Source organism: Amycolatopsis alba DSM 44262 (genome assembly GCF_000384215.1).
GTDB lineage: Bacteria > Actinomycetota > Actinomycetes > Mycobacteriales > Pseudonocardiaceae > Amycolatopsis > Amycolatopsis alba.
The window spans coordinates 8,125,858-8,140,232 of record NZ_KB913032.1 but is presented as its reverse complement, the minus strand read 5'-3'; the positions used below and the strand labels follow the sequence as shown (position 1 = coordinate 8,140,232).

General features: G+C 70.0%; 14 protein-coding genes. 5 read left to right on the top strand and 9 right to left on the bottom strand.

All coding sequences use genetic code 11. The features are described 5' to 3' along the window. Window positions 1–11 precede the first annotated feature (11 nt). Window positions 12–1,490 carry a carotenoid oxygenase family protein gene (locus AMYAL_RS0137860; RefSeq protein WP_020636509.1) on the bottom strand — a complete coding sequence of 493 codons (1,479 nt, stop codon included), beginning with the start codon at window positions 1,488–1,490 and terminating at the stop codon, window positions 12–14. Between the two features lie 83 nt (window positions 1,491–1,573). Between AMYAL_RS0137860 and AMYAL_RS0137855 the strand changes: the two genes are divergently transcribed. Further along, window positions 1,574–2,308: a TetR/AcrR family transcriptional regulator gene (locus tag AMYAL_RS0137855; protein WP_245193273.1), complete on the top strand. Its 735-nt coding sequence runs from the start codon at window positions 1,574–1,576 to the stop codon at window positions 2,306–2,308. Here AMYAL_RS0137855 and AMYAL_RS0137850 read toward each other — a convergent pair. Beyond that, on the bottom strand, window positions 2,292–2,897 hold the full coding sequence (locus AMYAL_RS0137850; protein ID WP_020636507.1) for a TetR/AcrR family transcriptional regulator: 606 nt from the start codon (window positions 2,895–2,897) through the stop codon (window positions 2,292–2,294). The two genes, AMYAL_RS0137855 and AMYAL_RS0137850, sit on opposite strands and share 17 nt — an antisense overlap. Window positions 2,898–2,987: 90 nt before the next feature. On the opposite strand from AMYAL_RS0137850, the gene AMYAL_RS0137845 reads away from it, so the two are divergent. Further along, entirely contained in the window at window positions 2,988–3,860 is an 873-nt protein-coding gene (locus tag AMYAL_RS0137845; RefSeq protein ID WP_020636506.1) for an alpha/beta fold hydrolase, read from the top strand. Here the strand turns inward: AMYAL_RS0137845 and AMYAL_RS0137840 are convergent. After that, complete coding sequence (locus tag AMYAL_RS0137840; RefSeq protein WP_039796051.1) at window positions 3,844–4,452, bottom strand: TIGR03086 family metal-binding protein; 609 nt, start codon at window positions 4,450–4,452, stop codon at window positions 3,844–3,846. The genes AMYAL_RS0137845 and AMYAL_RS0137840 overlap by 17 nt on opposite strands. A gap of 70 nt (window positions 4,453–4,522) precedes the next feature. Between AMYAL_RS0137840 and AMYAL_RS0137835 the strand changes: the two genes are divergently transcribed. Beyond that, window positions 4,523–4,951 carry a MarR family winged helix-turn-helix transcriptional regulator gene (locus AMYAL_RS0137835; protein WP_020636504.1) on the top strand — a complete coding sequence of 143 codons (429 nt, stop codon included), beginning with the start codon at window positions 4,523–4,525 and terminating at the stop codon, window positions 4,949–4,951. Between the two features lie 3 nt (window positions 4,952–4,954). Here AMYAL_RS0137835 and AMYAL_RS0137830 read toward each other — a convergent pair whose 3' ends face one another. Both AMYAL_RS0137830 and AMYAL_RS0137825 read right to left on the bottom strand, forming a co-directional pair. Then, complete coding sequence (locus AMYAL_RS0137830) at window positions 4,955–5,587, bottom strand: YaaA family protein (protein WP_020636503.1); 633 nt, start codon at window positions 5,585–5,587, stop codon at window positions 4,955–4,957. A gap of 13 nt (window positions 5,588–5,600) precedes the next feature. Further along, window positions 5,601–6,716, bottom strand: a complete 1,116-nt coding sequence (locus AMYAL_RS0137825; protein ID WP_026467771.1) for a DICT sensory domain-containing protein — start codon at window positions 6,714–6,716, stop codon at window positions 5,601–5,603. A gap of 146 nt (window positions 6,717–6,862) precedes the next feature. On the opposite strand from AMYAL_RS0137825, the gene AMYAL_RS0137820 reads away from it, so the two are divergent. Together AMYAL_RS0137820 and AMYAL_RS0137815 are read left to right on the top strand one after the other, a co-directional pair. Beyond that, complete coding sequence (locus AMYAL_RS0137820) at window positions 6,863–9,859, top strand: DEAD/DEAH box helicase (protein WP_020636502.1); 2,997 nt, start codon at window positions 6,863–6,865, stop codon at window positions 9,857–9,859. Further along, complete coding sequence (locus AMYAL_RS0137815; RefSeq protein WP_020636501.1) at window positions 9,852–10,553, top strand: SWIM zinc finger family protein; 702 nt, start codon at window positions 9,852–9,854, stop codon at window positions 10,551–10,553. Before AMYAL_RS0137820 ends, AMYAL_RS0137815 begins: the two co-directional genes overlap by 8 nt. On the opposite strand, the gene AMYAL_RS0137810 is transcribed toward AMYAL_RS0137815, so the two are convergent. The 4 genes from AMYAL_RS0137810 to AMYAL_RS0137795 are packed head-to-tail and all read right to left on the bottom strand — an operon-like array spanning window position 10,544 to window position 14,368. Then, window positions 10,544–11,323, bottom strand: a complete 780-nt coding sequence (locus tag AMYAL_RS0137810) for an enoyl-CoA hydratase (protein WP_020636500.1) — start codon at window positions 11,321–11,323, stop codon at window positions 10,544–10,546. The genes AMYAL_RS0137815 and AMYAL_RS0137810 overlap by 10 nt on opposite strands. Continuing rightward, on the bottom strand, window positions 11,320–12,207 hold the full coding sequence (gene mmsB, locus AMYAL_RS0137805) for a 3-hydroxyisobutyrate dehydrogenase (RefSeq protein WP_020636499.1): 888 nt from the start codon (window positions 12,205–12,207) through the stop codon (window positions 11,320–11,322). Before mmsB ends, AMYAL_RS0137810 begins: the two co-directional genes overlap by 4 nt. Continuing rightward, on the bottom strand, window positions 12,204–13,232 hold the full coding sequence (locus tag AMYAL_RS0137800) for an enoyl-CoA hydratase/isomerase family protein (RefSeq protein ID WP_020636498.1): 1,029 nt from the start codon (window positions 13,230–13,232) through the stop codon (window positions 12,204–12,206). The genes mmsB and AMYAL_RS0137800 overlap by 4 nt, the downstream gene beginning before the upstream one ends. After that, entirely contained in the window at window positions 13,229–14,368 is a 1,140-nt protein-coding gene (locus tag AMYAL_RS0137795) for an acyl-CoA dehydrogenase family protein (RefSeq protein WP_020636497.1), read from the bottom strand. The genes AMYAL_RS0137800 and AMYAL_RS0137795 overlap by 4 nt, the downstream gene beginning before the upstream one ends. Between the last annotated feature and the right edge of the window lie 7 nt (window positions 14,369–14,375).

Here is a 14,375-nt window from a genome sequence, read left to right as displayed (position 1 = left end):
CGCCCGGCCACTCAGTCGGCGACCCAGCTGCCGTGGAAGCCCAGCGGCACCGGCCTCGGCAAGTGGATGCGGGCCAACGGTTTCGCGGTGAAGTCCTGCGCCGAGAGGATCACCAGATCCGAAGCGTTGCGGTCAGGGTTGTTCACGTAGGCGAGGGCGTAACCGTCGTCTTCGGACTTGCTGCGTGCCGATGGCACGAAGACTGCTTCGCTCGCGTCGGCGCCGCGGCCGAAGCGGTGCACCTCCGAACGTCCGCTCTGCAGGTCGTGCTTGAGCAACGCGTTGCCGAAGGTGTCGGCAGGCTTGTCCAGATAGACGTCGAACAGTTCACCCGGCGAGGCCGAGTAGCCGTACCGATGCCGTCGTGACACGAGGCTTTCGTTGACCCGCGGGAACTCCTGCGGCCGGTCGTCGAGGACACGGCGCCGCACCCGGCCCTGCGCGAGATCGATCGTCCAGCGCTCCAGCACCGGCGGACCCGAAGCCGACGGGCCGCCGAAGCCCTGCTTGCCCGCCACCTCGAACGGGGCAGGCATCGTGGTCAGGTCGACCACCACCGTCGAACCCTGTTCGTAGGCGTTGAGCGTATGCGAGTAGAACACCTGATCCACCCCGAACCAGCGGACCGGGCCACCGTCGCGTTTCATCACGCCCACCCTGGCCTGGTGCTCCGTGTTCCACTTGTAGGGCACGACCTTGCCTGGCCGCGGGTCGAAGGTGACCGGCACGTCGAAGACGACCACGTAGTTCTTGGTGAGCCCGAAGTCGTGCATCATCGGGCTGTCGGTGACCGGGATCCGGGTGGTCCGCACCACGCGGCCGGTCCGGTCGACCATCAGATGCCGCACGTGGTCCCAGGTCGGGTGATAGGTCACCGCGTGCAGCTCGTCCGCCTGGGCGTCGAACTTGGTGTGCGCGGTGTAGGAACCCTCCAGTGAGCCGCTGAAATCGAACGGCCCCACCGTGTTCAGCTCGCCGTCGAGTTCGTACGGCGGCGCGCCGGACTCCTGCAGGGTGAGGATGCGGCCGTGGTGGCTGATCACGTGCGTGTTCGGCGCGAAGTCCTCGGCGGGCACCGGCCATGGGTACCGCTCGCCCAGTTTCGCCGCGACACCGGACGAACGCACCCAGCGGTTGCGGTACCACTCGGCCTTCCCGTCCCGCAGCCGGACGCCGTGCACCATCCCCTCACCCAGCATCCAGTGGTGAGCGCGCGGATCTTCGAGCCCGAGGACGTTCGGTCCGGTGCGCAGGTACCGCCCGCAGAGGTCCTTCGGGATCCGGCCGGTGACGGGCAGGTCGAACGCGGTCACCTCCTCCTTCACCGGCGCGAAAGCACCCTCGATGAAAGGGAAGTGCTCCTTCGGCGTACCGAGCGAAGGGGACTGGGCGGCGAGGGCGGACCCGGTGCTCCCGTAGGTCGCGGCGACTCCGCTGATGGCCAGCGCGGCCGCCCCGCGGAGCACGTTCCGCCTGTTCGGTTCGGTCATGATCGATCCCCCAACTGGTCGCGTAACTGTGTATGCCATGAACAGTGTATGCCTTTACCTGTTTCGGATGCAACAATGCCCCGATGAACACTGCCCCGATGGACGACGTCGAGATCGAGTTGCTGCCGCCGGGCACCGCGCTGGCCTGGGGGCATGCCCCGGCGCCCCGGCGTGGGCCGAAACCGGGATACAGCCTCGAGCAGATCGTCGACGCGGCCATCGCGCAGGCTGACGCGGAGGGCTACGCCGCGCTGTCCATGCCTGCGATCGCCAAACGTCTCGGCGTCACGGCGAACGCGCTTTACCGTTATCTGAGTTCCAAAGAGGAACTGCTCGTCCTCGTCGCCGAAGCGGCCTGGGGTCCGCCGCCGGCGACGCTGACCGGTGACTGGCGCGCTGCGGTCACCGCCTGGGCTCGCGAGCTCCTCGAACGCTGCCGCCGCCACCCGTGGCTGATCGATCTGCCGGTGCGCAGCGCGCCGACCACGCCGAATCTGCTGGGGTGGCTGGAAAATTTCCTGGAGGGGATGGCGGATTCGGGTCTGGGCACCCAGGACGTGGTGGGCTGCGCCGTGTTGGTCGACGGCTGGGTGCGCAGCACGGCTTCGTTGCTTCGAGACGTGAACGCGAGTCCGCCTGAGCAGGCCCAGGCGCTGGGCGGGTTTCTGGGTCCGCGTCTCCGGGAGCGCGGCTACCCGCGCGTCGCCGCCGTGATCTCCGGCGAGGCGTACAGCGAAGAAGGTATCGAGGACGCCGACGTCGAGTTCGGTCTCGGTCGCATCCTGGACGGCATCGAGATGCTCATCGGCCGCCGGTGAACACTCCGTCGAGCCGGTAGTCGACGATCTCCGCCGCCTGTTCCGCGGTGTAGGCGTCGACCATGATCGCCGTGACGAGGCCTGCCGACATCGTCGCGAGCGAGTCCGCCTCCAGCCGGGGATCGACGCGGGCCGGGATGGCGCCCTTCTCCTGTGCTTTCCGAAGCAGTTCGGAGACCGCGCGGACCAGGTGGGGCAGCAGCGGTTCCTGGTCAGGATCCTGGCGGCCGCGCGTGACGTCGACGGCGAAGTACGCGATCTGGACGGCGGCCAGCATGCGGGCGCGTTCGCCTTCCGGCAGGACCGCGGTGAGATAGGCGCGCACGATGGTGCGCTCGTCTTCGGTCGCCATCGCCTCGCCGACGATCTTCCCGGCGTTCTCCATGGTCAGTTCGACCATCCGCCGCCATGCGAAGCGCAGCATCTCCTCCTTGGTCGGGAAGTAGTACTGGACCAGGTTCATGGAGATGCCCGCCTCCGCGGCGACCGCGCGCAGTGTGACCGCTTGCAGGCCCTGGGCGGCGGCGATCCGGAAGAGCGCCTCCGCGATCTCTCGCCTGCGCTCCTGGTGGTCGACACGTTTCGGCACGCGGTCACTCTGTCATGTCGTCGAGGGTTGGCTTGAGCGGCCGTCCGCTGTTATGGTGCAAGTGCACCATAAAAACTTCGAGGAGGTCCGATGCTGGGGGAGTTCACCGACAAGAAGGCCGCAGTGCGTTTCTCCGCGACCTACGACGCGATCCTGCGGAAATGGCCGGTTCCCGCCGAGGAGCTGGACGTCGAAACGAGATTCGGCCCGACCCGCGTCCGGCGTTGCGGTCCCGAAGACGGTCCGCCCATCGTGTTGCTTTCCGGCGCGATGGGCACGTCGCTGTCCTGGTATCCGCATATCGCCGAACTTGCCGCCCGGTACCGGATCCACGCCGTCGACACGATCGGCGAACCGGGGCGCACGATCCAGACCGCGCCCATCGAGTCCACCGCGGATTGCGCGGTCTGGCTCGCGGAGGTCATCGACGGGGTGCTCGCGGGTACCGGCAACGACAAGGTCTACCTCGCCGGTGTTTCGCGAGGCGGCTGGCTGGCCTTGAATCTCGCATCCCGGACGACCGGCCGGGTTGCGGGTGTCGTCACCTTCGAGGCCGCGGGGTTCGGCGTGATCGGCCGGAGCTTCATCTGGTGGAGCTTCCGGGAGATCTTTCGCTGGTTCCTGCCCCGCCCGCTCCTTCGGCTGGTGGCCTCGGGGGATCCGGACGTGCGGCATACGGTGCGGCCGCTGCTTTTCAGTGCCCTCAAGTACAAGCAGCACTTCCCGGAGATGCACCTGTTCAGCGACGACGAGTTGTCCTCGATCGACGTTCCCACTCGGATCGTCGTCGCCGAACGCAGTGTCATCCACGACAGTCGTGCGGTGGCGGCCCGGCTCGAGTCCCTGAGCCCGCACCTTCGCGTCGAGGTCGTACCCAAGACCACTCACGGACTCTCGCTGGAGAAACCGGAACTGGTCACCGCCCGGATTCTCGAAGCGGTGCCGGTCAAGCCTGGGGTGTGACCTCCGGCCACGACGGGGAGCGGCCGAGCAGGGCGACGATGGTGTCCAAATCGGACGGTCCCGTCGCGTCCACGGCCGGGCCGAAGGCGGCGCCGGGCGTGGTCCGGTTCTGCCCGTCCGGGATCGCTTCGGCGAACTTCAGGCCGACGTCGAGCACTTCCTGATCGAACTTCACCGGCAGGCCGAGGGTCTTGGCCACGTCCCAGGAGTGCACCAGGTAGTCCACGAAGTGGAAGCCGAGGGCCTGCTCCGCGGTGAAGGTGACTTCGGTGGAGAACTCGGGAAGCGAGAACTTCCGGTCGTCGAGGTCGTGGGGGGCGAAGGCGTTCAGCACTCGGTCGACCGACTCACGGTAGGTGGCGATCGGGTCGTCGCCCAGGGGGAGCAGCCGCCAGTGGTCGAGGTGGCCGTCGCCTCCGGCCGCGGCGGCGAAGCCGTGGTGCTGGGTGGTCATGTGGGCCAGCAGGCCGTGCAGGGTCCAGGCGCTGCACGGGGTCGGCTTGGTCAGGTCGGCGGGGGTGATCTTGGTGACCAGGTCCAGGCTGGTCCGGGTCACGAGGGCGTCGAGGATGCGGAGTTCATCGATAGGCATGCGCATATCATCTACATATGCGTACGAGTTCGTCAACGGGTTTCGCGACACCGGTCGGTATGGTCTGCACATGGCGGAGCAGGGGAGGCCGGATCTCGCGGCGATGCTCGGCGGGCTGATGCGCAGGCTGATGAACGCCGAGACGCCGGTGCTGGCGGAGCACGGGTTGACGATGTGGGGCTACGTGGTGCTGAGCGCCCTCGACGACGGGCCTGTCCGGACGCAGGCCGCGCTCGCCAAGGCGATCGGCGCGGACAAGACCCGGATCATCGGCACCCTCGACACGCTCCAGGACGACGGCCTGATCACCCGTGAACCGGATCCGAAGGACCGCCGGGTCCGGCTGCTGGGGATCACCGACGACGGCCGCGCCGCGCGGAGGTCGGCTCGGACTCAGATCCAGGAGCAGGAGGAACGTCTGCTCGGACAGCTTCCCGCCGCAGACCGCAAGGCGTTCCTCCGTGCCGCGCTCGCGCTTTCCGAAGCCCGCTGGCCGTAGCGGTCAGCGGCGCCGGCCCAGCACCTCGGCGACCATGCCCGGTGGGTAGTCCGACGGCGAGCGGCGCCACCACGCGCCGAAAGCCTGAGCCAGCCGCCGGGGTACCTCGACCTGCGCCCCGCCGCCGTGGAAGTCGATCGTCACCAGCACGCCGCCGATTTCCGTGGAGCCCCAAGGAATCCGCCGGACCAGTTTGGCGTAGTCGGCGCTGGCGGACACGAACGTGACCACGTTCGTCGCGCCGATCCGGCGCGCCTCCTCGATGACGGTGTCTTCGAGCACGCCGGGCGGCCAGTCGCCGAGCCTCAGTTTCCGGTCGTAGCAGGAGATCGGCTCGTCGGCCCGCAGGATTCCGTAGCCGCCGCTGAGGAGCAGCAATCGTCCGTGCCCGGCCGCATCGCCGAGCGCATCGCCGACGTTCCGGTAGAAGTTCCCGCTGTAGCGGAGCCACGCGGGCCGCAGCCCGCCACTGTCGACCTTGGACTTCGCCAGGACATCGGCCCGCGCGCGCAGCATCGGTTCGGGCCAGTTCGCGCTGGTCTTCGCGGAGGCGTCGCCGCCTCGGATCTTGGCCTTCGAAGGGCCGAGGATCGTCAGCGCTTCGCGCGGATCGATCGTGTCCAGGACGGTTTTCACCGGACGGACCGTATCAGTGGAACCAGGGTGAGCCGTTGCCGTTCGGCGTCGGGAGCATGCCGTGACTGGGCGGCCACAGCACCGCTGTCGGCACCTGCTTCAGCTGCGCGCGCAGGGAATTCACGGGCAGCGGCCGTTTCCGGGTGAGCATGGTCGTCGTCCGCGGATGCAGATCCACGAACGGGTAGGTGGCGTGGAGGGCGCCGAGCCTGCGTTCGAGGCGCAGGCTGCGTTCGGTCAGTTCCGCCGTTTCCAGCGCGGGCTGGACGAGCAGGAACTCGTCGGTGCCGAGCCGGACGGCCCGGTCCAGCGGGCGGAGATCCTCGCGGATCAGATCCGCGATGTTCTGCTCGGTGTGCATCTTGACCCGGTTGCCGTGCCGCCGTCCGACTTCCTCCAGATCGTCGACGGTGATCAGGATCAGGCCGAGCGGGACGGTGTCGGTCGACGCGCCCAGCCAGCCGGAGATCCCGGCCATGGTCGCCAGGCCGGTGTCGGGATCGGTCGCGAGGGCGGGTTCCGCGAGCTTCGTCGGCGCTTGCCGTTCCAGCCGGCCGGCGAGGTGCCGCAGAGCCGCTTCCGCGCGGTTCTCCACCGGCGCCGCCGCGGGGGTCGTGACGCTTCTCAGTACCTCGTCGATCTTGATCCGCGCGGTGGGCGGCAGACGGTCGCCGAGCGCGTCGCGCAGCCGGACGACCTCGGCGTAGGCCTCGTCGCGGCGGAAACCCCAGCGCCCCTGGAACCGCCGCGCCGCTTCGACGGATGTCGCCGACGGGTCGACGTCGTCGAGGTCCTGCGCGACCACCGAGCCGCCGAAGGTCGGGGTGAGGACCGCGACCGACCATTCACGGGCGAGGTTCTCGTTGGCGCGCAGCAGCACCGGGGTCACGCCGTGCGGCAGGTCCGGGCGGCCGGAGTCGACCATGCCGACGACGGTCACGGCCGCGCGCCGGGCGATCCTCGCGTAAACTTCGCGTTCCCGCTCGAAGTAGGGCAGCCGCTGGAAGAGCGCGAGAACGACCATGTTCTCGTCGGTGCCCTCGGCGAGCGCGGCTCTCTCCACCGCGTGGGAAGCGATCACGAGAGCGCGTTTCGACAGCACGCCGGCGCGTGCTTCTCCGTCGGTCATCAAGGATCGCTTCCGTGTGGGGACTAGCTCATCAGGCTAGAAGAGCGGGGGACCGCCGCCTAGCTACACGATGGTGTGACCCTCGCTGACCGGCCGCTGATCGGCGCCGGGCATGCTGGGAGCGACCGGACCGCGGAAGGGAGATCATGGTGCCACTCGTCGTGCACGGCCTGTGGTCCCGTGGCCGCGGGATCGTGCTGTGGGGTGAACACGGCGACCGCCCGGCGACGACGTCGATGCGGCCGTCGAGCTCGGCCCGGCCGCATCCGTTCGCCGCGTCGGTCGCGGATCTGACCGCCCTGCATCCCGGCAAACCGGCGTCGGCCGTCCTGCTGCTTCCGTCACGGCGCGGCGGTCCGGTCGCTTCGCCTGAACTGGGTTCCCGCGGCCGTCCGCAGCAGGAGCTGACGCTGGAACCCTGGTCGGTTCCGGCGCTCCTGATCGACCCTTCCGAGCTGGGGGACCTGGCGGGCACAGTCAGCTACGGCACCTCCGTCCGGCACCTCCGCGCGGTCGTCCGGCTGGCGGACGACCTGGTGCGCCGCGGCCGGGTGCTCCCCACGCTCGTGCGGAACGAGATCGTGGCGCGGGCGCGCTGGCGGCCGGTGGCCCGTGGCGGCGACGCGGTCGCGCTCCGGGCGCTGATCGCGGCCACCCCGCCGGTCGGCCGGGCCGAGCACCCCGGACCGTCCCCGGCGGCGCTGGTCACCGACGCGCTCCACACCCTGGTCGACGCCGCCGTCCGCGAACGGCTGGCCGCCGCCGGGCACGCCACGGAGAGCGACGGCCGCGAAGGCCCGTTCGGGTCATGGCTCCACGCGCTGAAGAGCGCCGACGACCGGATCGGCCAGGCGCCGGGGCGGATGGGGATCGTCGCCGAGGGCATCGCGGCCTGGGACGCCGTCGGCGACACCGACCTCACCGAGGGCACCGTCTGCCTCCGGCTCGACGAGGTCCCCACGCTGTACGGCCCCGAAGACGACCCGGACGACCAGACCGGCGACGGGACCAAGTGGCAGCTGCGTTTCCTGCTGCGCTCGGCGGCCGATCCCAGCCTCCTGCTCCCGGCCGAGGACGTCTGGTCCGGCAAGGCGGGCGCGAGGTTCACCGACCCCGAAGGCCTGTTCACCGCCGAGCTGGAACGAGCCGCCGGAGTGCTGCCGCTGCTCGGCCCGGCGGTCGAGGCCGCGAAGCCGGGCATCTACGACCTCACCGTCGCCGAGACCGTGGAATTCCTCGACGGCGGCGCGGAACAGCTGGTCGCGGCCGGATTCGACGTCCAGCTCCCGTCGAGCTGGGGCGGCAGGCGGAAGCTCGCGCTCAAGCTGTCTGTCCGCGGCGCGCCCGTCGACCAGGCCGCCGTGCACCGGCTCGGCCGCCACCAGCTGGCGTCCTACCGCTGGGCGCTCGCCGTCGGGGAGGACGCGCTGACCGACGAGGAACTCGCCGGGCTCGCCGCCGCGAAGTCGTCGCTGGTGCGGCTGCGCGGCCGCTGGGTGAGCGTGGATCCCGAGCTGCTGCGCGCCGGTCTCGAGTACCTCCGCCGCGAGCCGGACCGGGAGAAACCGCCGCTGCCCACCCCGGCGGACATGCTGGCCCTGCTCCGCGGAGGCTTCGAAGCGCCGCTGCCGGTCACCGAGGTCACGACCGACGGCTGGATCGACGACTTCCTCGCCGGGCGCGTCCAGCGCACCATCGAGCCGGTCGAGCCGCCGCCGACGTTTCTCGCGACCCTGCGGCCGTACCAGAGCCGTGGTGTCGCGTGGCTTTCGTTCATGGCGTCGATCGGTCTCGGCGCCTGCCTCGCCGACGACATGGGGCTCGGCAAGACCGTCCAGCTTCTCGCCCTCGAAGCGATCGAGCGGGCACAGGGCGACATCGGGCCGACGCTGCTCGTCTGCCCGATGTCGCTGCTCGGGACGTGGCAGCGCGAAGCGGCCAGGTTCGCGCCCGAGCTGCGCGTGCACATCCATCACGGTGCCGAGCGTGAGTACGCGCGCATCCAGGGCGCGGATCTCGTCGTCACCACCTACTCGACCGCCGCGCGCGACGCGGACGAGCTCGCGGGCACCCGGTGGCACCGGCTCGTGCTGGACGAGGCGCAGGCGGTCAAGAACCAGAACACCGCGCCGGCGCAGGCTTTGCGCCGGATCCAGGCCGGGCACCGGGTCGCGCTGACCGGGACACCGGTGGAGAACCGGCTCGCCGACCTGTGGGCGCTCTCGGATCTGCTCAACCCCGGTGTACTCGGTGGCAGGCAGGATTTCCGCGAGCGGTTCGAGGTGCCGATCGAACGCCGGGGCGACCTCGCCGCGGCCACCGAACTGCGCCGGCTGACCCGGCCGTTCCTGTTGCGGCGCCTCAAAACCGACCCCACCGTACTCGCCGACCTGCCCGAGAAGATCGAGATCCTCCAGGAATACCGCCTCACCCGCGAACAGGTGACGCTGTACCGCGCGACCGTCGACGAGATGATGACGAAGATCGCCGACAGCGCCGGGGTCAAACGACGCGGCAACATCCTCGCCGCGATCACCAAGCTCAAGCAGATCTGCAACCATCCCGCGCATCTGCTGCACGACGGCTCGCCGATCGGGACCCGTTCCGGCAAGGTCAACCGGCTCGAAGAACTCCTGGCGGAGATCCTCGACTCGGGTGACCGCGCGCTGTGCTTCACCCAGTTCGCCGAGTTCGGTCACCTGCTCGTTCCGCATCTTTCGAGCAGGCTGAACGTGAAGATCGCCTTCCTGCACGGCGGCTTGTCGCAGCGGCGCCGCGACTCGATAGTCGAGCACTTCCAGTCGGGTGAGGGCCCGTCGATCCTGCTCGCCTCGCTGAAGACCGGGGGAGCGGGGCTGACTCTCACCGCGGCCACCCACGTCCTGCATCTGGACCGGTGGTGGAATCCGGCGGTCGAGGAACAGGCCACCGACCGTGCTTTCCGCATCGGCCAGCGGAACAACGTCCAGGTGCGGAAGTTCGTCTGCCCCGGCACCATCGAGGAACGGATCGACGCCGTCATCACGAAGAAGGAAGCGCTGGCCGACCTCGTCGTCACCGACGGGGAGGACTGGCTCACGGAGCTGTCCACGGCCTCGCTGCGCGAGGTCTTCGCACTGGGACGGGAGGCGGCCGGTGACTGACGGATTCCGCCGGGCACTCGACGAGCTCGGCGTCCACAAAGGACTGGTGCCGCCGTGCCGGGTCGACACCCTCACGGTCGGGCCCGGCGCCGCCGTCGCACGGGTCCGGGTGACGCGGCAGCGGTTCTACGACGTCCGCGTCGGGCTACCGACGTTCGGCAAACAGGTGTGGACGGCGGTGATCGCCGCCGTCGTCGCGGACGAGACCACGACGACGGCCTTGCTCGACGGCCAGGTCCCGGACGACATCGAACGCTTCTTCGCCGCGGAACGGGTGCCGCTGTTCCCCGAAGCGGCGTGGGAACTGTCGCTGGACTGCACGTGTCCCGGCACTCGCGTTCCGTGCGATCACCTCGTCGCGGGGCTGATCGCACTCGAAGAAGACGCGGACCCGTTCTCGATCTTCGCCCTCCGCGGACGCGATCGCGCGACGCTGCTCGAAGAGATCGGGCGGCAGGCCGGTGCCCGCGTGACGGCTCCGTCGGCGGACGACGAGACGCCCGGCCTGGACGAAGTGATGGACGACTTCTTCGGCTGGGGCCCGGCCGGGGACGTCACGAACACGCGACGACCGCCGGCCGGGGATCCGCCGGTACTCCTGGACGAGGTCCCGCCGCTCAAGGCCACGGTGGACGGAACCTCGGTCACCACCCTGCTGCGACCGCTCTACCGGTCGCTCACCGGTCAGGAGTGAAGGAACTCCGGCTCGCGCTTCTCTGTGAACGCGGCCATCCCCTCCTTCTGGTCCTGGGTGGCGAAGGTGCCGTGGAACAGGCGCCGTTCGAACCGGAGACCGTCGGCCAGCCCGGACTCGAAAGCCTGGTTCACGGCCTCCTTGACCATCATCGCGGCGGGACGCGACATACTCGCGATCTTCGCCGCGACGGCGAGGGCGTCGTCGAGCAGGCTTTCCGCGGGGACGACACGGGAGACGAGGCCCGACCGCTCGGCCTCGGCGGCGTCGATCATCCGGCCGGTGAGGCAGAGGTCCATCGCCTTGGCCTTGCCGATCGCGCGGGTCAGCCGTTGCGAGCCGCCCATGCCGGGGATGACGCCGAGGGTGATCTCCGGCTGGCCGAACTTGGCGTTCTCGGCCGCGATCAGGACGTCGCACATCATGGCGAGTTCGCAGCCACCGCCGAGGGCGTACCCGGAGACCGCGGCGATCAGCGGGACGCGGACGCGGGAAAGCGCGTCCCAGCCCGCGAACCAGTCGGCCGCGTAGACGTCGCTGAACGACTGCGGCTGCATCTCCTTGATGTCCGCGCCCGCCGCGAAGGCCTTGGCGGAGCCGGTGAGCACGATGGCGCCGACGCCGGGATCCTGGCCGAGTTCTCCCGCCGCCCCGGTGATCTCCCGCATGGCCCGCAGGTTCAGCGCGTTGAGTGCCTTCGGCCGGTTGAGGGTGATCAGGGCGACGCGGTCACCCGCCCGCTCGACGGTGATGGTCTCGTACTCGCTCATGCGGTGGGTTCCTTGGTGAGAAGGCCGTCGCGGACGGCGGTGATGATGGCGGAGAAGTCCCGGCCGGGACCGTCCCGCTCGACGAACGCCGCGTAGAGTTCCGCGGCCCTCGTGCCGAGCAGGGTGGCGACGTCGTTGTCCCTGGCCGCCGATTCGGCCAGGCGCAGGTCCTTCAGCATCAGGCCGCTGGCGAACCCGCCGGAGTACTCCCGGTTGGCGGGGCTGGCCGGGACGGGGCCGGGCACCGGGCAGTTGGTGGTCAGCGCCCAGCACTGCCCGGACGCGGTCGAGGCGACGTCGAACAGGGCCTGGTGGGTGAGGCCGAGTTCCTCGCCGAGGGCGAACGCCTCCGAGATGGCGATCATCGAGACGCCGAGGATCATGTTGTTGCAGATCTTCGCCGCCTGACCGGCGCCGGAAGCGCCGCAGTGGATCGCCCTGGCGCCCAGGACGGCCAGGAACGGCTCGACGGCGGCGAACGCCTCAGTGGCGCCGCCGACCATGAACGTCAGCGTTCCGGCCTCGGCGCCGACCACACCGCCGGACACCGGCGCGTCGACCGCCCGGTGGCCGGCCGCCGTGACCAGTTCGGCCGCTTGCCGGGCATCGGCGACGTCGATGGTGGAGCAGTCGACGAACAGCGTCCCCGGCCTTGCGGACGGCAGGATCTCCCGGTAGCAGTCGAGGACGTGCTTGCCGCTGGGCAGCATCGTGATCACGACGTCCGCCGCCGCGACCGCCGCGATCGCGCTGTCGAACCTGGCCACGCCCTCGGACCGGGCCGTGGCGGCCGGGTCGTAGCCGTGGACGGTTTCACCGGACTTGACCAGGTTGGCGGCCATCGGCCCGCCCATGTTGCCCAGGCCGAGGAAGGCGATCGTCATCGGGCCACCCACTCGGCGTCGCCGAGACCGGCGAAGTAGGAGCCGACCAGCTTGTCGTCCACTTCGGACAGAGTGGCGGGAGACCACTTCGGGGAGCGGTCCTTGTCGATGATCTGCGCCCGGATGCCCTCGACGAACTCGGCCGAAGAGAGCGCGTGGGCCGAGATCCGGAACTCCTGTGCCAGCACGGCTTCCAGATCGGGCAGCGCCGCGGCCGAGCGCAGTGCCCGCAGGGTCACCTTCAGCGAGGTCGGCGACTTCGCCTCGATCTCCTTGGCGGCGGTCGCGGCCGCGTCACCGCTCGCGTGGAGCCGGGTCAGGATCTCCTCGACCGTGTCGGCCGCGTAGCACCGGTCGATCCAGCCGGCGTCCTCGGCCAGCGCGCTCGGCGGGGCGGGTTCGGCGATCAGCTCCAGCGCGGTGTCCGGGGTCCGCGACGCGAGCGCGTCGAGCAGGTCCGGGACCCGTTCGCTGGGCACGAAGTGATCGGCGAGTCCACAGTGGATCGCGTCGGGGCCCGAGATCGACCCGGCGGTGAGGGCGATATGCGTGCCGAGCTCACCGGGTGTCCTGGACAGCAGGTAGGTGCCGCCGACGTCCGGGACGAAGCCGATGCCGGTCTCGGGCATGCCGACACGGGAGCGTTCGGTGACGATCCGGTGGCTGCCGTGCGCCGAGACGCCGACCCCGCCGCCCATGACGAGCCCGTCCATGAGCGCCAGGTACGGCTTGGGGTAGCGCGAGATCAGCGCGTTGAGCCGGTACTCGTCGGCCCAGAACCCCAGTGACGCGGTGCCGCCGGTGCGGGCGTCGTCGTAGATGGCGCGGATGTCGCCACCCGCGCACAGCCCGCGGTCACCCGCGCCGTCGATCAGGACGGCGCGGACCGCCGGGTCGGAACGCCACGCTTCGAGCTGGTCGAGCATGGCGAGGACCATGCCGTGGTTCAGCGAGTTCAGTGCTCGCGGCCGGTTCAGGGTGATCCGGCCGATTCCACTGTGGACGAGGAATCCGACGTCGTTCACGAAGCCTCCTGCAGCATCCGGCGCGAGATGATCACGCGCATGATTTCGTTGGTCCCTTCGAGGATCTGGTGCACCCGCAGGTCGCGGACGATCTTCTCCAGTCCGTACTCGGCGAGGTAGCCGTAGCCGCCGTGCAGCTGCAGCGCCTGGTTGGCCACCTCGAACCCGGTGTCGGTGCAGAAGCGTTTCGCCATCGCCGAAAGCTGGGTCGCGGTGTCCTCGCCATGGTCGAGCGCGTCCGCGGCCCGCCAGAGCAGGGTGCGGGCGGCTTCGAGATCGGTGCGCATGTCCGCGAGCCGGAACTGCAGCGCCTGCTTCTCCGACAGCTTCTCGCCGAACGCCGAACGCTCCGACAGATGCCGGACGGCCATACCGAGCGCGGCCTCGGCGCCGCCGAGGGAGCAGGCCGAGATGTTGAGCCTGCCCCCGTCCAGCGCGGACATCGCGACGCGGAAACCGTTGCCCTCACCGCCGAGCAGCGCGGACGCCGGGACGCGGGCGCCGTCGAAGATGACCTGCCGGGTGGGCTGGGCGTTCCAGCCCATCTTGATCTCGTTGGGGCCGAAGGAAACGCCGGGGGTGTCCCGGTCGACGATGAACGCCGAGATGCCGCGCGCGCCGGGGCCGCCGGTGCGGGCGAGCACGACGTGGACGTCCGAGATACCCGCGCCGGAGATGAACTGCTTGACTCCGTCGAGGACGTACTCGTCACCCTCGCGGCGGGCGCGGGTGGAGAGCGCCGCCGCGTCGGAACCGGCGTCCGGCTCGGTGAGGCAATAGCTGCCGAAAGTATCCATAGTGGACATCCGCGGCAGGTACCGGTGCCGCTGGGCGTCGTCGCCGAACTTGTCGATCATGGTCGCGACCATGTTGTGGATGGAGATATACGCGGCCAGCGAAGGGCAGCCGGTGGCGAGCGCCTCGAAGACGAGGACGCCGTCGAGCCGTCCGAGCGCGGAGCCGCCGAGGTCTTCGGGCAGGTAGACGCCGCCCATGCCCAGCTGGGCGGCCTTGCGCAGGACGTCGACCGGGAAGTGCTTGGCCTGGTCCCATTCGATCGCGTGCGGGGCGAGGTGCTCCGCGGCGAACTCCGCCGCGGTCTCGCGAAGGGCCCGCTGTTCGTCGGTCAGTCTCATCGCGGCC

What these genes read in the sequence shown, in the direction of transcription:
- AMYAL_RS0137860 (WP_020636509.1), bottom strand. Translation starts at nt 1,490, where the DNA reads ATGACCGAACCGAACAGGCGGAACGTGCTCCGCGGGGCGGCCGCGCTG.
- AMYAL_RS0137855 (WP_245193273.1), top strand. Translation starts at nt 1,574, where the DNA reads ATGAACACTGCCCCGATGGACGACGTCGAGATCGAGTTGCTGCCGCCG.
- AMYAL_RS0137845 (WP_020636506.1), top strand. Translation starts at nt 2,988, where the DNA reads ATGCTGGGGGAGTTCACCGACAAGAAGGCCGCAGTGCGTTTCTCCGCG.
- AMYAL_RS0137840 (WP_039796051.1), bottom strand. Translation starts at nt 4,452, where the DNA reads ATGCCTATCGATGAACTCCGCATCCTCGACGCCCTCGTGACCCGGACC.
- AMYAL_RS0137835 (WP_020636504.1), top strand. Translation starts at nt 4,523, where the DNA reads ATGGCGGAGCAGGGGAGGCCGGATCTCGCGGCGATGCTCGGCGGGCTG.
- AMYAL_RS0137825 (WP_026467771.1), bottom strand. Translation starts at nt 6,716, where the DNA reads ATGACCGACGGAGAAGCACGCGCCGGCGTGCTGTCGAAACGCGCTCTC.
- AMYAL_RS0137820 (WP_020636502.1), top strand. Translation starts at nt 6,863, where the DNA reads ATGGTGCCACTCGTCGTGCACGGCCTGTGGTCCCGTGGCCGCGGGATC.
- AMYAL_RS0137810 (WP_020636500.1), bottom strand. Translation starts at nt 11,323, where the DNA reads ATGAGCGAGTACGAGACCATCACCGTCGAGCGGGCGGGTGACCGCGTC.
- mmsB (WP_020636499.1), bottom strand. Translation starts at nt 12,207, where the DNA reads ATGACGATCGCCTTCCTCGGCCTGGGCAACATGGGCGGGCCGATGGCC.
- AMYAL_RS0137795 (WP_020636497.1), bottom strand. Translation starts at nt 14,368, where the DNA reads ATGAGACTGACCGACGAACAGCGGGCCCTTCGCGAGACCGCGGCGGAG.